This is a genomic window from Ponticoccus litoralis (genome assembly GCF_039769985.1).
GTDB classification, from domain to species: Bacteria; Pseudomonadota; Alphaproteobacteria; order Rhodobacterales; family Rhodobacteraceae; genus Ponticoccus; species Ponticoccus litoralis.
This window is the reverse complement of the sequence record NZ_JBDNCH010000002.1, coordinates 739,282-756,064: the sequence shown is the minus strand read 5'-3', so window position 1 is coordinate 756,064 and position 16,783 is coordinate 739,282. Positions and strand designations below refer to the sequence as shown.

Annotated in this window: 9 protein-coding genes and 4 pseudogenes; 5 read left to right on the top strand and 8 right to left on the bottom strand. The window is 68.2% G+C overall.

The window, feature by feature from the left end; genetic code table 11:
- Nucleotides 1-150 precede the first annotated feature (150 nt).
- A pseudogene (locus ABFB10_RS04725) lies at nucleotides 151-1,399 on the bottom strand (UbiH/UbiF/VisC/COQ6 family ubiquinone biosynthesis hydroxylase).
- A gap of 128 nt (nucleotides 1,400-1,527) precedes the next feature.
- Here ABFB10_RS04725 and ABFB10_RS04720 point away from each other — a divergent pair.
- The 4 genes and pseudogenes from ABFB10_RS04720 to ABFB10_RS04705 all read left to right on the top strand — a co-directional run bounded on the left by ABFB10_RS04720 (nucleotide 1,528) and on the right by ABFB10_RS04705 (nucleotide 9,090).
- Nucleotides 1,528-2,868 (top strand): amidase, encoded by a 1,341-nt coding sequence (locus ABFB10_RS04720; RefSeq protein ID WP_347165617.1) that lies wholly within the window; start codon nucleotides 1,528-1,530, stop codon nucleotides 2,866-2,868.
- Nucleotides 2,869-3,003: 135 nt separating this feature from the next.
- Entirely contained in the window at nucleotides 3,004-4,182 is a 1,179-nt protein-coding gene (locus tag ABFB10_RS04715) for an aminotransferase class I/II-fold pyridoxal phosphate-dependent enzyme (protein WP_347165616.1), read from the top strand.
- Between the two features lie 24 nt (nucleotides 4,183-4,206).
- On the top strand, nucleotides 4,207-7,578 hold the full coding sequence (locus ABFB10_RS04710; RefSeq protein WP_347165615.1) for a DNA translocase FtsK: 3,372 nt from the start codon (nucleotides 4,207-4,209) through the stop codon (nucleotides 7,576-7,578).
- 917 nt (nucleotides 7,579-8,495) lie between these two features.
- Nucleotides 8,496-9,090 (top strand): annotated as a pseudogene (locus tag ABFB10_RS04705) (LolA family protein).
- Nucleotides 9,091-9,276: 186 nt separating this feature from the next.
- Here ABFB10_RS04705 and ABFB10_RS04700 read toward each other — a convergent pair.
- Nucleotides 9,277-9,870, bottom strand: coding sequence for a transglycosylase SLT domain-containing protein (locus tag ABFB10_RS04700; RefSeq protein WP_347165614.1), 594 nt, complete (start codon nucleotides 9,868-9,870; stop codon nucleotides 9,277-9,279).
- Nucleotides 9,871-10,112: 242 nt separating this feature from the next.
- Here ABFB10_RS04700 and hspQ point away from each other — a divergent pair, with 242 nt between their 5' ends.
- Nucleotides 10,113-10,439 (top strand): heat shock protein HspQ, encoded by a 327-nt coding sequence (gene hspQ / locus ABFB10_RS04695; protein WP_023852488.1) that lies wholly within the window; start codon nucleotides 10,113-10,115, stop codon nucleotides 10,437-10,439.
- A gap of 266 nt (nucleotides 10,440-10,705) precedes the next feature.
- On the opposite strand, the gene ABFB10_RS04690 is transcribed toward hspQ, so the two are convergent.
- The 6 genes and pseudogenes from ABFB10_RS04690 to ABFB10_RS04665 form a co-directional block, all read right to left on the bottom strand.
- Nucleotides 10,706-11,746, bottom strand: a complete 1,041-nt coding sequence (locus ABFB10_RS04690) for a threonine aldolase family protein (protein WP_347165613.1) — start codon at nucleotides 11,744-11,746, stop codon at nucleotides 10,706-10,708.
- Nucleotides 11,743-12,219, bottom strand: a complete 477-nt coding sequence (locus tag ABFB10_RS04685) for a YcgN family cysteine cluster protein (RefSeq protein WP_347165612.1) — start codon at nucleotides 12,217-12,219, stop codon at nucleotides 11,743-11,745. The genes ABFB10_RS04690 and ABFB10_RS04685 overlap by 4 nt, the downstream gene beginning before the upstream one ends.
- Before the next feature lie 183 nt (nucleotides 12,220-12,402).
- Nucleotides 12,403-13,336: pseudogene (locus ABFB10_RS04680) on the bottom strand (bifunctional riboflavin kinase/FAD synthetase).
- Nucleotides 13,337-13,378: 42 nt separating this feature from the next.
- Nucleotides 13,379-14,030, bottom strand: a pseudogene (locus ABFB10_RS04675) (YggS family pyridoxal phosphate-dependent enzyme).
- Complete coding sequence (locus ABFB10_RS04670; protein WP_347165611.1) at nucleotides 14,021-15,481, bottom strand: tetratricopeptide repeat-containing sulfotransferase family protein; 1,461 nt, start codon at nucleotides 15,479-15,481, stop codon at nucleotides 14,021-14,023. Before ABFB10_RS04670 ends, ABFB10_RS04675 begins: the two are co-directional and overlap by 10 nt.
- Before the next feature lie 89 nt (nucleotides 15,482-15,570).
- The gene (locus ABFB10_RS04665) at nucleotides 15,571-16,548 is read right to left on the bottom strand and encodes a porin (RefSeq protein WP_347165610.1); all 978 of its coding nucleotides are present in this window, start codon (nucleotides 16,546-16,548) and stop codon (nucleotides 15,571-15,573) included.
- Nucleotides 16,549-16,783 lie beyond the last annotated feature (235 nt).

Sequence of the window (16,783 nt, the reverse complement as noted above, 5' to 3'; positions counted from 1 at the left end):
GGCCGCGTTGCATCGGGTATTGCGACAGGGCAGCAGCGCAGGCCAAGCCCTGGAACGCAGAGGCCTCCCGGGCCCCCGGTTTCTTCTGTCCGGAAATATCCCGGGGGAGCGCAGCGGGGGCAGAGCCCCCTCCGCCCGTGCCGCGGATCGCTAGCCGCGCATCAGGTCGGGCAGGTCGCCGGTCAGCCCCGCCGCCTCGCGGATCACGCCGCGGCGCAGGCCGGGCAGGGCGCCAAGCGCCGCCATGCCCAGGTCGCGGCCCATGCGCACCAGCGGGTTGTCGTTGGAAAACAGGCGGTTGAACAGGTCGGTCGAGGCCGCCAGCGTGGCCGTGTCGAATCGGCGCCAGCTTTCGTACCGCGCCAGAACGGCGGGGGCGGCGATGTCCTCGCCGCGCCGCTGGGCATGGCTCAGCACATGGGCCAGCGCCGCCACGTCGCGCAGGCCGGCGTTCAGCCCACGGCCCGCGATGGGGTGCATGCCGTGCGCCGCGTCGCCCACCAGCGCAAGGCGCTCGGCGACCAGCGCATTGGCCAGCGTCAGGCCCAGCGGATAGGTGAAGCGCGCACCGGCCAGCGAGATCTCTCCGAGGAAATCGCCGAAGCGGGGGCGCAGCACCTCGAGGTATTGCGCGTCCGCCGGGGCGTTGATCGCCACGGCGCGGGCCTCGGTCTCGGCCCAGACGATAGAGCTGCGGTTGCCGGTCAGCGGCAGAATCGCCAGCGGCCCCGGCGGCAGGAACAGCTGATGCGCCACACCGCCATGCGGCTTGTCATGCGCGATGGCGCAGACCAGCGCGGTCTGGCCGTAGCCCCAGCCGGTGCGGCGGATGCCCGCGCGCTGCGCCACGCCGCTTTGCCGCCCGTCGGCGCCGACCAGCAGGCGGCCCGTGATCCGCGTGCCGTCCTCCAGCGTGACCGAGGCGCCCTCGGGTGCGGTCGACTGCGCGGTGACGCGCGCGCCGCCGCGATGGCTCACCAGCGGCTCTGCCTCCATCGCCTCCAGCAGGGCGCGGCGCAGGAAGCGGTCCTCGACCATGTAGCCCATCGGGCCTTCCTCGATCTCGGCAGAGATCGAAATGCAGGCCGAGGAAGACCTCCGCCTCGCCGACGCGCCCGTCGGTCACCTTGATCTCGCGCATCGGCTGGGCGTTCGCGGCCAGCCCGTCCCACAGGCCCAGCCCCGCCAGCATCCGCTGCGAGGCCAGCGCCAGCGCGTAGGAACGTCCGTCGAAGGCGTCCTCCGACCGGGTGGTGGCGGGCAGCGCGTCCAGCACCGCCGAGGACAGGCCCGCCTGCGCGGCGGCGAGGGCAAGGGCGGGGCCGTTCAGGCCGCCGCCCACGATGATCAGGTCGTGTTCCATGGCGCGCAATATGAAGCGCCGGGCGGGATTGTCCATGCGCCCCGCTGCCGCTACCGTCCGCCGCGACGAGCCGGGCACAGCCGACAGGACAGGGCACCCGGACAGGACAGGTCCGCCCGAACCCGGGACGGGCAAAGGCGACGCAAGACAGAGGGGCGAAGGCGATGGCAGACTGGACGACAATGAGCGCGGCGGACCTGGGGCGTGGCATCGGCGCGGGCGAGATCGACCCGGTTGCGCTGACCGAAACCTATCTCGACGCGATCCGGGCCCATGCCTTCGCACCCCGCATCTATGCCCGCCTGACCGAAGATCGGGCGCTGGCAGAGGCCGAGGCGGCCCGCGACCGCGCGCGGCTGGGGCTGCGCCGGGGGGTGCTGGACGGCGTGCCGATAAGCTGGAAGGATCTCTACGACACCGCCGGGGTGGCGACAGAGTCGGGCTCGGCGCTGCTGAAGGGGCGCGTGCCCGCGCGCGACGCCGAGGTGCTGCGCAACGCCACGCAGGCGGGGCTGGTCTGCCTTGGCAAGACGCATATGTCGGAACTGGCCTTCTCGGGGCTGGGCCTGAACCCGGTCACGGCCACCTCGCCCTGCGTGAACGACCATGACGCGGCGCCGGGCGGCTCGTCCTCCGGGGCCGCCGCCTCTGTGGCCTTTGGCCCGGCGCCCGCCGGGATCGGGTCGGACACCGGCGGTTCGGTGCGCCTGCCCGCCTGCTGGAACGACCTCGTGGGGCTGAAGACCACCGTGGGCCGCCTGCCTCTGACCGGCGTGGTGCCGCTGATCACCAGTTTCGACACTGTCGGGCCGCTGTGCCGCACAGTCGAGGATGCCGCGCTTCTGCTTGGCGCGCTCGAAGGCGCCCCGGCGCCCGATCTGCGCAATCCGCGCCCGGTGAAGGGCCTGCGCCTCGGTGCGCTTCAGACCGTTGTGCTGGACGCCATGGAAGAGGTGCCCGCCCGCGCCTATCGCGCCGCGCTGGAGCGGCTGGAAGGCGAGGGGGCCGAGATCGTGCCCTTCGATTTCCCCGAGATCGAGGCGCCGATGGACGCATCCGGCATGCTCTACAGCGTCGAGGCCTGGGCCACCTGGCGCGAGGCCATCGAGGCCGATCCGCAGGCGATGTTCCAGCCCATCCGCGAGCGTTTCGAGCTGGGCAAGACGCCCGCCGCCGCCGATTTCGTCGCCGCGTGGAAGCGGCTGGAAGAGGTCCGGCTGATCTGGGCCGAACGCACGGCGGGCTTTGACGCGGTGATCGTGCCGACCGCCCCGAATCTGCCGCCCAAGGTCGAGATGCTGATGCAACTGGGCGAGACCTTCGCCAAGGCCAACCTGCTGACGCTGCGCAACACGCGCCTTGGCAACCTGCTGGGCGGGGCCATCGTGCATCTTCCCAGCGACACGCCAAGCTGCGGCGTCTCGCTCATGGCGCCGCCCATGGCCGAGCATCGCGTGCTGCGGCTGGCGGCGGAGGTCGAATCCACCGTGCGGGGCGTTGCGTAAACCTTTTCACGCATTGCGACTTTCCCGCCACATCCGCCGTCAAGGGTCTGAGGATTCTGGACAGATGCCCCCCATATTTCGTATCCTCCCGGAAAGCGGGGCGCCCATGATCCCGCATCCAGAGGCAGTCCATCCATGTTCCCCGAGCGGTTCTCGAACCTACCGGCCTATGCGTTCCCGCGTCTGCGGGCCTTGCTCGACCCGCATCCCGCGGGTGGTCCGGTCTTGCACATGTCCATCGGCGAGCCGAAGCACCCCTTCCCCGACTGGGTCGGGCCGGTCATGGCCGAGCACGCCGCCGACTTCGGGCGCTATCCGCCGAACGAGGGCACGCCCGGCCTGCGCGGGGCGATCTGCGGCTGGCTGAACCGCCGCTACGGCGTGACGCTGGACCCCGAGCGCCAGGTCATGGCGCTGAACGGCACGCGCGAGGGGCTGTACAACGCCGGCATGGCGCTGATCCCCGAGACCAAGAACGGCCAGCGCCCGGTCGTGCTGATGCCCAATCCCTTTTACCAGGTCTACATGATCTCGGCGATTTCCGTGGGGGCCGAGCCGGTCTTTGTCCCCGCCACCGCCGAGACCGGGCACCTGCCGGATTTCTCGTCGGTCGCGCCCGAGGTGCTGGCGCGCACGGCGATGGTCTATCTCTGCTCGCCCGCGAACCCGCAGGGTGTCATGGCGAGCGCCGAGTACTGGGCCGACCTGCTGGCGCTGGCGGAGAAGCACGACTTCCGCATCGCCGCCGATGAATGCTATTCCGAGGTCTACCGTGACGCCGCGCCGGTGGGCGCGCTGCAGGTGGCCGCGAAGACGGGCGCCGACCCCGAGCGGGTGCTGGCCTTTCATTCGCTGTCCAAGCGGTCGAACCTGCCGGGCCTGCGGTCCGGCTTTGTCGCGGGCGGGCCCGAAAGCATCGCGCGGATGAAGCAGCTGCGCGCCTATTCCGGTGCGCCGCTGCCCTTGCCGGTGCAGCATGTGTCGGAACGGCTGTGGGGCGAGGAAGAGCACGTCACCGCCAGCCGCGCGCTTTACGCGGCGAAATACGCGCTGGCGGACGAGATCCTGGGGCATGTCCCCGGCTACATGAGCCCGCAGGCGGGCATGTTCCTCTGGCTGCCGGTGCCCGACGGCGAGGCGGCGACCCTGAAGCTCTGGCAGGAAACCGGCGTGCGGGTGCTGCCCGGCGCCTACCTGTCCAAGGCGCAGCCCTCGGGCACGCCCGGCGCGGGATACATCCGGGTCGCCCTCGTGGCGCCCTTTGACGAGACCAAGGCAGGACTGACGGCGATCAGGGACTGCTTGTTTGCATAACTAGAAGAAACGGTGAGGCGAGGCATGGCATCATATCAGGCACGGGGGCGCGATCCCCTTTTCGACAGCGACACGGCGGCGACGCTGGAACGGCGCGGGCGCGAACTGGTGGGTGTCGGGCTGGTGATCGTCGGGCTGATCGTCTCGGCGATGATCGCCTCCTACTCGCCCGATGACCCCAGCTTTCTCTCGGCCACGGATGCGCCGGTGCAGAACTGGATGGGGCGCATGGGTGCCTATATCGCCGCGCCGCTCTTCATGATCGTGGGCGCCGGCGCCTGGGCGCTGGCGGCGGTCTTCCTGACATGGGGCGGGCGGCTGATCCTGCACCGGGGGCAGGGCCGCGCCATGACCTGCCTGATTTTCGCCCCCATCTGGGTTGCCCTCTGCTCGGTCTATGCCTCGGGCCTGACGGAAGGCGCCGAGTGGGGCCACAACTTCGGCATGGGCGGCCTCTTCGGCGACATGATGATGGGGTCGATCATCGGCATCCTGCCGTTCTCTGCCGGTCTCGGGCTGAAGCTGGCCCAGCTGTTCCTGGGGCTGGGTATCCTTGGCCTTGGCGCCTTCGTGCTGGGCTTTACCCGCCCCGAGCTGAAGGCGATCGGGCGCTTCGGCCTGATCGGGCTTCTGGTCAGCTACGCAACCTTCGTGCGCATCGCCGGGCGCTCTGCCTCGGGTGCCATGAGCGGTGCCATGACCGGCGCACAGCGGCTTCAGGCCGCCCAGCAAGAGCGCCGCGCCCGCCGCATGGCAGAGGCCGAGGCCGAGGCTGCCGCGCAAGAGGCGATGCCCATGGCCGCGCCCGCGCCGCTGGTCGCGACCCGCGTGCGCCGCGCCGATCCGCTGCCCGCCGCGCCGGTCTACGAGGAGGACGAGGACGACTATATCTTCGAGGATGACGCGGTCTTTGACGAACCCGCCGTCCCCGCGCAGCCCGAGAAGGGCGGGTTCCTGTCGCGGATGCCCGCGCTGATCCGCCGCGCCGATCCGATGCCAGAGCCGGAACTGGTCACCCGCGAGGTCGCGCACGACATCGACGCTCCGGGCGAGGATCGCATCCGCGCCAAGATCGCCAAGGCGGTCAGCGCGCGCGGCAAGCCGGTGGCCGTGCCCGGTGTGCAGAAGCGCCCCGACCCGACGAAGCCGCTGACCAAGGGGCGGGGCCACGGGCCGCAGCCGCTGATCTTCAAGCCGCAGACGCGCGGCGTGCCGCCAGAGCCGCCTCTGACCGCCGCCGCCCGCACGCTTCCGCCAGAGCCGCCGCTGACGGCGCATCACGCCGCGCCCATGGCCGCAGGCGTCGCGACGGATGCGCTGACCGCCACCCGCGGCCTTGTCCGGGCGCCCGAACCGCAGGGCGCCATGCCGCGCTTTGCCGAACCGCGCCATGCCGAACCGCGTCATGTCGAACCGCAGCAGACCATGCCCCGCTTTGCCGAGCCGCGTGCCGCCGAGCCGCGGGCCCCCGTCGCGCAGGCGCCCGTGGCGCAGCCGATGCCGGAGCCGGAAGAGGCATGGCAGGACGATGCCGCCTTCGCCGAGATGCGCGATTTCGACGACTACGGTGACGACGACCGCGACGGTGACCGCTACGACGACCAGCAGGGCGACCGGGCCGAGGCCTGGCAGGCCGAGGACAGCGCCGCGTGGTCGACCGAGAGCGTCGGAACATGGTCGGACGACGATTTCGGCGAGGCGGACGAGGCCACGATCCTCGACCACTCCACCCCCGCGCCCACGCCGATCCACCGCGCCGCCCCCGCACTGCCCGAGCCGAAGAAGGTCGTGCAGCAGCCGGTGCGCAAGCCGGTGCAGCTGTCGACCCGCGCCAAGCTGGAAGCCCAGCCCGACCTGTCCTTCGAGGACCGGCAGGTGGACTACGAGCTTCCGCCGCTGTCGCTGCTGATGTCGCCCGATCAGGTGACGCGCCACATCCTGTCCGACGAGGCGCTGGAAGAAAACGCCCGGATGCTGGAATCCGTGCTCGACGACTACGGCGTGAAGGGCGAGATCGTCTCTGTCCGCCCCGGTCCCGTCGTCACCATGTACGAGCTGGAACCGGCGCCGGGCCTGAAGGCCAGCCGCGTCATCGGCCTTGCCGACGACATCGCGCGCTCGATGTCGGCGCTGTCGGCGCGCGTCTCGACCGTGCCGGGCCGCTCGGTGATCGGTATCGAACTGCCCAACGACAACCGCGAGATGGTCTGCTTCCGCGAGATCCTCGCGGGCCGCGAATTCGGTGACGGCAATCACAAGCTGCCGCTGGCCCTGGGCAAGAACATCGGCGGCGATCCGGTCGTTGCGAACCTTGCCAAGATGCCCCACCTGCTGATCGCGGGCACCACCGGTTCGGGCAAGTCGGTGGCGATCAACACCATGATCCTGTCGCTCTTGTACAAGCTGACGCCCGAGGATCTGCGGCTGGTCATGATCGACCCCAAGATGCTGGAACTGTCGGTCTATGACGGCATCCCGCACCTGCTGTCCCCCGTCGTCACCGACCCCAAGAAGGCCGTCGTGGCGCTGAAGTGGGTCGTGGGCGAGATGGAAGACCGCTATCGCAAGATGTCCAAGATGGGCGTGCGCAATATCGACGGCTACAACGACCGCGTCGCCGACGCGCTGTCGCGGGGCGAGATGTTCGAGCGCACGGTTCAGACCGGTTTCGACGACGAGACCGGCGAGCCCGTCTTCGAGACCGAACAGATCGAGCCGAAGAAGATGCCCTATATCGTCGTCATCGTCGACGAGATGGCCGACCTGATGATGGTGGCGGGCAAGGAGATCGAGGCCTGCATCCAGCGTCTTGCGCAGATGGCACGGGCCTCGGGCATCCACCTTGTCATGGCCACGCAGCGGCCCTCGGTCGACGTCATCACCGGCACGATCAAGGCGAACTTCCCGACCCGGATTTCCTTCCAGGTGACGTCTAAGATCGACAGCCGGACCATCCTCGGCGAGATGGGGGCAGAGCAGCTTCTGGGTATGGGCGACATGCTTTACATGGCGGGCGGGTCGCGGATCACGCGCTGCCACGGCCCCTTCGTGTCGGACGAAGAGGTCGAGGAGATCGTCAACCACCTCAAGGCCTTCGGCCCGCCGGACTATGTCTCGGGTGTGGTGCAGGGACCGGACGACGAGAAGGCGGACAATATCGACGCGGTTCTGGGCCTGAACACCGGCGGCAACACCGGCGGCGAGGACGCGCTCTACGATCAGGCGGTGGCGATCGTCATCAAGGACCGCAAGTGTTCGACCTCTTACATCCAGCGCAAGTTGGGCATCGGCTACAACAAGGCCGCGCGCCTCGTCGAGCAGATGGAGGAGGAGGGCGTCGTCTCTGCCGCGAACCACGTCGGCAAGCGCGAGATCCTCGTGCCCGAGCAACAGTAGGGCCGGCTGCCGGACCCGCGCGGCGGCAGCGCCGCTGAAGCATCGTGCTGTCATGCGCCGGGCCGGGGGGTGACCCCGGTCCGGCGCTTTCGTATCGGCGCGTGCGGGCAGGGGGCGGCGCAGGGCTGCGCTGCAGGCCGGGGGCTAGCGGTCCGACCCTCTGGGCGTGGATGGCGACGGCGCAAGAGGCCTGCGGCTGAAGCGCCGGGCCTGCCATCAGGTTAGGGTGTCGAAGGGGGAGGGGGCGTGCGCTTGCCTGACGGCCTGCCGCTGCCATGGGTCCCGCGCCTGTCGGCTGTTCCTGGGGCCGGATGCAACGCGGCGTCGGTGCTGGCGGCGGCTGGCGCGACGGGGCTGGCGACAAGCTGGCAACCGGACGGGCTGGCGAAAAGCTGGCGTCAGGGCTGGCGTGCTGGCGGGGGAGCGTGCTGGCTTGCAATAAATGCTGGCTTGCTGGGAGCGTGGAGTTTGCTGGCTTGCGAAAGGCTGGCTGGCGTCGTCCGATGCCACAGAGATAGGGCAGGCCTTCCGGGGTTGCAAGGAAAAATTACGTAAAATCAAATACTTGATTTGGCTTGTCGGGTATTGCGAGGAAAGTGTTTTTGTCAGGTTTCCGCAGGCCTGCCCCGGCGGGCGGGCCTGACCCGCACTCTGACCCTTGCGGCCCCTTGCCGGTAGCCCCGCGCCGGGCCGATCAAATCGTCCCATGGAACGCTCTGGCGCCCTCGCGCGTTGCCGCCACGATCGCACCGCTTGAAACAGCCCCTGTCGCGGTCGTGATAGGGCCGGAGCGCCGCAGCCCCGCTTGGGGGTTGATCGGCCCCGATCCGCCACCGATATGGGGTTCCATGCGGCTGATATCGCATATCAAGGCCCGCCGTGGCACAGTGACCACGACACGATCAGGAAGGACCGACATGATCCGCAAGACCCTCGCCGCACTGGCCCTGACCCTGCTTGCGCTGCCCGCGCAGGCGCAGCAGCTCTCGCTGGGCGAGATCTCGAAGTATCTCAACTCTATCCAGTCGGCAGTCGGCACCTTCACCCAGATCAACGCCGATGGCACGATCTCGACCGGCGAGATTTCCATCAAGCGTCCGGGCAAGGTGCGTTTCGACTACAATCCGCCAGAGCGGGCGCTGGTCATGGCCTCTGCGGGCGCGGTCTATATCCTCGACCGCAAGCTGGGCGCCACCGCCGACACCTATCCGCTGAACCAGACGCCGCTGTCGATCATCCTCGACCGCAACGTGGACCTGACCCGTGCCGGCATGGTCACCGCGCATCAATACGACGGCACCGCGACGGTGGTCACCGCGCAGGACCCGAAGCGAGCCGGAATACGGGTCGATCCAGCTGAAGTTCACCGGTAGCCCGGTGGAGCTGCGCCAGTGGGTGATCACCGACGGGGACGGCACGAAGACGACCGTGGTGCTGGGCGGGCTTCAGCAGAAAAATCTGCCGAACCGGCTTTTCTACATCGACCCGGAGCTTGAGAAGCTGAGGAACTGAGCCCTGCGAAGATCGCGGAAAGCGCCCGGCCTGTGCCGGGCGCTTTTCTATGGGCAGGCTCGGGCGGACCCGGCTGGGCCGCAGGTTCTGGAGACGCCCATAGGGCAGGCAGGCGGTCCCTGAGGCCGCCAAAGACGAAGAGGGGGCTAAGGCCCCCTCCTCCCGCAATCCACAGCACAACGCGCCTCAGCGCGCGTGCCGACAGCTTTTCAACTGCTGCTCGTAAACCAGCGCGCGGTTGCCGACTTCCGAGGACACGCGCAGGAGCCACGCCTTGGAATTGTAGCTGCCGCGCCGGAAGCCCGTCCGCCCCTCGTGATAGGCGAGGTAGTGGTTGCGCGCGTCCGCCATCGGGATGCCAAGCTCACGGTTCGACTGCGCCATGTACCAGCCCATGAAATCGGTCGCGTCCCGGATGTCGTCCCGCCGCGCCCGGCGCTGCCCCTCGGAGGCGAGGTATTCCTTCCACGTCCCGTCGAGCGCCTGGCTGTAGCCGAAGGCCGAGCTTTGCCGGCCACTGGGGATCACGCCAAGCGAGAAGCGCAGCGGGGTGCGCGCATCGCTGATGAATTTGCTTTCCTGGTAGATCGTGGCCATCTGCACATGCACCGGGACGCCCCACTTGCGTTCGGTCCCGCGGAAGGCCCGGTAGTAGCCGGGGCGCTGCTGCAGGATCGAACAGGCGTTGTCGAGGTTGTCCGGTGACGTGCCAGATCCGCCGCCGCCGCCACAGGAGCCGGCCAGCAAAAGGATCGTAATGGCGCGAAGGAGTCTGCTCATATGCCTCTCGCGTCTGTTGTTTTGTTATGTCTTTCCACCTATTTTAACCGATCCCGCGCGATGTGGAAATCACATTTCAGGGGCGGGCGGAAACCCGCATTGACGGTCGGGCCGCCCTGCGACACAAACGCCGAAAGCACTGTTGGAAAGCGCTTCACAGAGTGTTTCCGGCGAAAATAGGGCAAGAGTTGGACTTGCAGCCCCGGTCGACGGTAGGATCGGGACTGTAAAAGGGAAAGTACATGCTTCGTACGCGCGCAAAATATCATCTGGGCCAGGTTGTCCGGCACCGCAAACACCCCTTCCGGGGGGTGGTCTTCGACGTGGATCCGGAATTCAACAACACCGAGGAATGGTACGAGGCAATTCCCGAGGACAGCCGCCCGATCAAGGACCAGCCCTTTTACCATCTGCTGGCGGAAAACGAGCAGAGCTTCTACGTGGCCTATGTCTCCGAGCAGAACCTCGTGGCGGATTATTCCGGCGAACCGGTGGATCACCCGGACATTCCCGATCTCTTCGGCGCCTTCGAGGACGGCAGCTACGCGCTGCACTTCCAGATGAACTGAGCCGGCCCCGGTCTGGCCCGACCAGAACGGGCTGGCTGCGGTCGGAAGACATGCGAACCGGTCCGCCCGCGGCGCGGGAACGGTCGACAGGCGACCGTACGAGAGGCTCTGCCTCTCGTGCTCTCCGAGGTATTTCGAAACCAGAGAGGGGCAGCCCGCGCCCGCTCTTCTTTGGTCTCCAAATACCTTGGGGGGCGAGCGCAGTGAGCGGGGGCAAAGCCCCCAGCCGGTCGCCTGCCAAGGGCAGGCGAAACCGCAGGAACCGGCTAGAGAGCCATCCGCAGGGCGTCCAGAAACCCCGTGACCTGCTCCTCGGTCGTTGACCAGTCGCAAACCAGCCGCCCGGCCACCACGTCCCCGGGCGCGCCGCTGTCGAAGAAATGCACCACGCCGCGCGCCTTGAGCGCCTCGTGCACGCGCGCCGGCAGGCGGATGAACAGCATATTGGCATGGCTCGGGTTGATCACCTCGACCCCGGCGGCCTCGATCCCGGCGCGCAGCCTGTCGCAGCGTGCGTTGGCCTGGGCGGCGAGGGCGTGCCACAGGTCGTCCTCCAGCAGCGCCGCCATCTGCGCGGCCATGTAGCGGCCCTTGGAATAGAGATGCCCGCCGCGCTTGATCCGATAGGCCATCTCGTCGGCGCGGCTGCCGTCGCGCAGCACCACCGCCTCGACATCCATGGCGCCCACCTTCGTGCCGCCGAAGACGACCGCCTCGGCCCCCAGTGCCTCTGCCATGGCCTTGGGGCTGCAGCTCAGCCTGGCGCAGGCCATGGCCAGGCGCGCGCCGTCCAGATGCACCGGCAGGCCGTGTTCGCGCGCCACCGCGCCAAGCGCCGACAGTTCGTCCAGCGTGTAGACAGTGCCCATCTCGGTTACATTGGTCACCGAGACCGCCGCCCGCTTCGGTCCGTGGACGCCGCGGTTGCCCTCGGCGGCCAGCGCCATCCGCAGGGTCTCGGGTGTCATCACGTCGCCGCCGCGCACCAGCGTTAGCCGCGCGCCGCCGGTGTAGAACTCGGGCGCATTGCATTCGTCCTCGTGCACATGCGCCACCTCGGAGCAGAAGACCGTGCCGTAGGGCGGGCAGAGCACCGAAAGCGCCAGCGCATTGGCCGCCGTGCCGGAGGCCACCAGGAAGACCCGCGCCTCGGGCCAGCCGAAGATCTCGCGAAAGCGCGCCTCGACAGCGGCGGTCTCGGGGTCGGCCCCATAGCTGGGCATGGCGCCGGTGTTCACGCGGGCGAGCGCGGCGAGGATCTGCGGCGGCACCGGGGCGCAATTGTCGGATGCGAAGGACAGGCTCATCCCGTGGGCTCCTCTATGATGTGGTCTTCCCAGTCGTCATCATCGACCTCGAATTCCGCCACCGTACGGTGCAGCATCGAGACGCCCGCCTCGTGGACGCTGTCCTGCGTGCCGGTCAGCAGCGGGTGCCAGTCGGGCAGGCTCTGCCCGGTCCAGAGCCGCTTGTAGGCGCAGGTCTCGGGCATCCAGTAGAGATTTTCGCCGATGTTCGAGGGTTTCAGCACGATGCATTCGGGCACGAACTGGTGGCGGATCGGGTATTGTGCGCAGCGGCATGTGGTGTCGTCGAACAAACGGCAGGCGACGCGGGTCAGGGCGACTTCGCCGGTTTCCTCGTCCTCCAGCTTGTTCAGGCAGCATTTGCCGCAGCCGTCGCAGAGCGCTTCCCATTCCGGGCGCGACATCTTCGTCAGGGGCTTCTTTTCCCAGAAGCGGGGGGCGAGGCCGTCGCGGGCGATGGGGTCGGAGCTCATGCCCCGAGCCTTAGCGAAGCGCAGGCCGAAGGACAATCCGCCCGCGCCAAAGCGGGCTGCACGCGGGACGGCGGGCCGCCACGGGGTTTCCGGGGGCGGGGGTCCTGACGGCCCGCATCCGGGGCCGTGTCAGGGGTGTTGCTGGCGAAGGCCGGCCGTTGCCGGGGACAAGGCGGCTCGGGCCTAGAGCGCCGAGAGGATCTGCCGGGCGCGGGCGCAATCGGCATCCATCTGCGCGATCAGCGCGTCGAGGCTGTCGAACTTCTCTTCCGGGCGCAGGTAGTCGACCAGCGCGACCGACAGGGTGCTGCCGTAGAGATCGCCGGTGAAGTCGAAGAGGAAGGTCTCGATATTCGCGCTGTTCTCGCCGAACATCAGCCGCACCCCGATCGAGGCGGCGCCCTGGTAGCTGCCCTTGTGCGGGCCGTCGCGGACCTCGACCAGCGCCGCATAGACGCCCAGCCTTGGCGGGTGCAGCCCGTCGATGGACATGTTCGCGGTGGGAAAGCCCAGCACCCGCCCGCGTTGCTCGCCGCCGATCACCTGCCCGTCGATGCGGTGCCAGTGGCCCAGTTGCAGGGCCGCGTCGCGGGGGCGCCCCTCGGTCAGCGCCGCGCGGATCGCGGTCGAAGAGACCTCTTGCCCGCCGGTTTCCAGCAGCTCGGCCACGGTCACGCCGAATCCCATCTCTTCGCCGAAGGCCTGAAGATCCGCCACCGATCCGGCGCGGCCCTGGCCAAAGCAGAAATCGGCGCCCACGACCACATGCACCAGCCCCAGCCCGTCGCGGATGACATTGGCGGCGAAGGCGCGCGGCGTCAGAGAGGCCAGCGCGGTGTTGAAGTTCAGCTGGTACAGGTGCTCGACGCCCAGCTTTTCCAGCCGCGCGGCGCGGGTCTCGGCGCTCATCAGGCGGAAGGGCGGGGCCTCGGGGGCGAAATACTCGCGCGGGTGCGGCTCGAAGGTCAGCACGCCCAGCGGGGCGGCGGGGGCGGCGTTGCGGGCCGAGGACGATGACCGCCTGATGGCCCAGATGCACGCCGTCGAAGTTGCCGATGGCGACGCTGGCACCCCGATCCTCGGGCCTGACATATTGGTAGTCTCGAACGATGCGCATGGCAGCGGATTAGCTTGGACGGGCACGGGCCGCAAGGCGCCTTCAGGTCTTCACGCGCTCTCCGAAGATGGCAGAGCCGACGCGCACATGGGTCGCTCCCAGCGCGATGGCCTCTTCGAAATCGCCGCTCATGCCCATGGACAGACCGTTCAGCCCGTTGCGCGCGGCGATCTTGCCCAGCAGGGCAAAGTGCAGCGAGGGCGTTTCCTCGACCGGGGAATGCACATCAGCCCCCTGACCGGCAGATCCAGCGCGCGGCATTCGGCGATGAAATCATCCGCCTCGGCGGGCAGGATCCCGGCCTTCTGGTCCTCTTCGCCGGTGTTCACCTGGATGAATAGGTCGGGGCAGCTGCCCAGTTCCTGCGCGAGTCGCGCGATGGCCTGCGCCAGCTTGGGCCGGTCGACCGAGTGGATCACGTCGAACAGCTCCATCGCCTGACGGGCCTTGTTCGATTGCAGGGGACCGACCAGATGCAGCGCGACGCCCTCGAAGCGCGCCTTGAAGTCGGGCCACTTGCCCGCCGCTTCCTGCACGCGGTTTTCGCCGAAGACGCGCTGGCCCTCGGCCAGCACCGCCTCGACCCGCTCCAGCGGCTGGACCTTGCTGATCGCCACCAGCGTCACTCCGGACGGATCGCGGTCCGCCTCCTGCAGGCCTTTTCGATACGGGTGCGGATGTCGGTCAGTCCCAAGGGTCGTCTCCCCATGCTGCGATGAAGGGGGCCAGGTCGGCCTCGTATTTGCGCCAGGCCTCGCGGCGTCCGGCATGAATAGGCTGGCGCACCTGCGCCAGGCTCAGGGTCTTCACCGCGCCCCCGGCCTTGTGGAAGTCGAGACAGGCGTCCTCCCACTCCAGCCCGGCGGCGGCGATCAGGGCGCGGGCCTGCGATTCGGGATCGCTGACCAGATCCTCGTAGCGAATCTCGAACAGGCGATCACCCAGGCGCGGGCGCCACCAGTCGATGTTCTCGCGGAATCGCTTGATGGTCTCCGCGATGGCGGCGAGGTCGGTGGCGTAACGGTGCGTGCCAAGCGCGAAATGGTTGCGGTAGATCGACAGGGCGATGTCGCGCGGATCGCGGTGGACGACGATCAGCCGTGCCTCGGGCATGGCGCGGGCGATGTAGCCGTAGACCAGGTGTGACTGGATCGACTTGTCGGTGACGACGCCGGGCGCGGTGCCGGTGTCGCGCCGCACCAGGCGGGTGTAACGGTCGGCATAGGCGCCCAGCTCTTCCGCGCCGAGGCTGCCCAGCGGCTTCGCCCGCGCGGCGGGGCCGAAGGCGGCCACGGCCTGCGACAGCGCGTGCCCCATCTCTCCGCCCGCGCGGGCGCCGCTGTGGGCGGCAATGATCTGTTCCACCAGCGTGGTGCCCGACCGTGGCAGGCCGGTGACGAAGACGGGCCGCTGGGGCAGGGGGGCAACGGGGCTGCTGTAGTCGGGGGCGTCCTGCGCCGCCCGGAAGGCCCGCCATTCCGCGTCGCGGGCAGGGGCGTCGAAGGGCGCAAGGCGCCCCTGCGCGGCATTGGCGGGGCGCAGGAAGGCAAAGACCTTGTCGGTCTGCCCCGAATCCTCGGACACTTTGGCCAGGGCAAAGCCCAGATGCATGCGCCCGTGATCGTTCAGCCGCTTGTCGGGCCAGAAGGCCCGCATCTGCCGCACCAGCGCATCGCCCTCGGGCAGCTTGGTGACGGTCGAGAGCATGCGGTAAAGTTCCAGCGCCTGCGGATTCTGGCGGATCAGCCTGCGCAGGATCTTCTCGGCGCCCTCGAAATCGCCGGTGTTCTGAAGATACAGCGCCTTGGCCGCCCGGGGGCCGATGTCCTTGGGGTTAAGCGCGATGAGCCGGTCGTAAAGCGCCACAACCTCGGCCGTGTCGCCGCGACGGCTGTGCGCGGTGATCGCCGCCGTCAGCACGGCGGGCTCATCGGGCTTTTTGTGCAGGGCTTCGGTCAGGGCGGCGATCTGGACCTCTGTCTCGCCGCGCATCTCGGCCACGCGCGAGAGGTGGAAATGCACCTCGGCGGCGCCCCGTGTCGCTTCCAGCAGCGCGGTCAGCAGCGGCTCTGCCCGGTCGGGTTGGCCGGATTGCAGGAAGGCCAGGGCCTTCTGAAACGCTGGACGGATTTTCTGGGGGGTCATGGCGGCCTCGGGCATGTGCCGGGCCGTTGAACCAAAGAAAAGAGCGGACGCAAGCGCCCGCTCTTCCCTAAGCCGAATGGCTGATGTCCTTAGAAGGACATTGCCAGACCCAGCGACCAGGTGTCTTCGTAGTCGACGCCCGGTGCGGAGAATTCGCCGGCACCGTAGCCGAACTGACCGACGAGACCGCCGCCGAAGTCGTAGTTGGCGACCAGGCCGTAACCCGAGGAGTCACCGCCGTCCCAGTCGTACTCGCCGTAGTTGGCGGCGAGGGTCAGGGCGTTCATGGTGTATGCAACGCCAACACCCCAGTGGCTGCCGTCGTCCAGGCCGCCCGACGAGTCGTCGGACATTTTGGAGTAGTTCAGCACAGCCTGCAGGCCGTTGTCGAAGGTGGTTGCAACGCTGACACCCAGCTCGCTGTCGTAGCCGAGAACGTCTTCGTCAACCTGGATGTAACCCAGGCCGAGGGCCAGGTTCAGGCCAGCCAGGTCGGCGTTGTACGACACACCAACTGCATAGGACGGGTCGAAGTTCTTGAAGCGGTCCGGCGAGGTCGAGACCGACATGGTGAACGCGTCGAAGGTGTAGTCGAAGCGGATTTCCTGACCACCGTAGAACTCGTCGAAGTTGCTGTGGCCGTTCCAGCCCGGGTGCACGGTTTCGTCGTCGTTGATCGAGCCGCCGGCCAGGTTGGTTTCGGTCAGGCGAGCGTCGAACGCGGAGTCGGTGTCACCAACGGTCAGACGGGCTGCGCCGTATGCCAGGAAGATGGTGGCGTCGGGCAGGCGAGCTGCGTCATCGACGTTCGGATCCGGGTTGCCGGTCTCGTCCAGGTCGATGCTTGCACCGAAGGTCAGGCCGTTGTCGGCTTCGCCGGTCATCGAGAAGGTCACGTCGATGTCGGTGAAGACCTGCGTTTCGGACAGGTCGCCGGTGTACGCGTCGCCGGAGCCGTTTTCGTTCTGGACGAGGCCCAGCTCGGCGGAGCCGGTGATGGTCACTTCGGCAGCTGCTGCACCCGCGACGGCAACCAGTGCGGTGGTCGCAAACAGGATGTTTTTCATTGTTTCCCTCATGTGTTCAAAGGCACGTACCAAGCCGGTGTTCCGACCTTGATGCGGTTTCTATGCGCTTCATGGCCCCGCCTTTGCAACCCGTCCGAAAATCCATGCCTCAACAACCGGATCAGTGATGCGCAATTGTCACAAGGCCTTTGCCAGACGGCTCTTTTATCGGGGATTCCCGCGGGAATGGGGCGGTCAATGGTCTCTTGCCGCCATGGCGCCCCGCTTGTATGCA

Excerpts from the sequence above, each read along its gene's own strand:
- ABFB10_RS04670 (WP_347165611.1), bottom strand. The coding sequence starts at position 15,481 with ATGACCCCCCAGAAAATCCGTCCAGCGTTTCAGAAGGCCCTGGCCTTC.
- ABFB10_RS04685 (WP_347165612.1), bottom strand. The coding sequence starts at position 12,219 with ATGAGCTCCGACCCCATCGCCCGCGACGGCCTCGCCCCCCGCTTCTGG.
- ABFB10_RS04665 (WP_347165610.1), bottom strand. The coding sequence starts at position 16,548 with ATGAAAAACATCCTGTTTGCGACCACCGCACTGGTTGCCGTCGCGGGT.
- ABFB10_RS04720 (WP_347165617.1), top strand. The coding sequence starts at position 1,528 with ATGGCAGACTGGACGACAATGAGCGCGGCGGACCTGGGGCGTGGCATC.
- ABFB10_RS04715 (WP_347165616.1), top strand. The coding sequence starts at position 3,004 with ATGTTCCCCGAGCGGTTCTCGAACCTACCGGCCTATGCGTTCCCGCGT.
- ABFB10_RS04690 (WP_347165613.1), bottom strand. The coding sequence starts at position 11,746 with ATGAGCCTGTCCTTCGCATCCGACAATTGCGCCCCGGTGCCGCCGCAG.
- ABFB10_RS04700 (WP_347165614.1), bottom strand. The coding sequence starts at position 9,870 with ATGAGCAGACTCCTTCGCGCCATTACGATCCTTTTGCTGGCCGGCTCC.
- hspQ (WP_023852488.1), top strand. The coding sequence starts at position 10,113 with ATGCTTCGTACGCGCGCAAAATATCATCTGGGCCAGGTTGTCCGGCAC.
- ABFB10_RS04710 (WP_347165615.1), top strand. The coding sequence starts at position 4,207 with ATGGCATCATATCAGGCACGGGGGCGCGATCCCCTTTTCGACAGCGAC.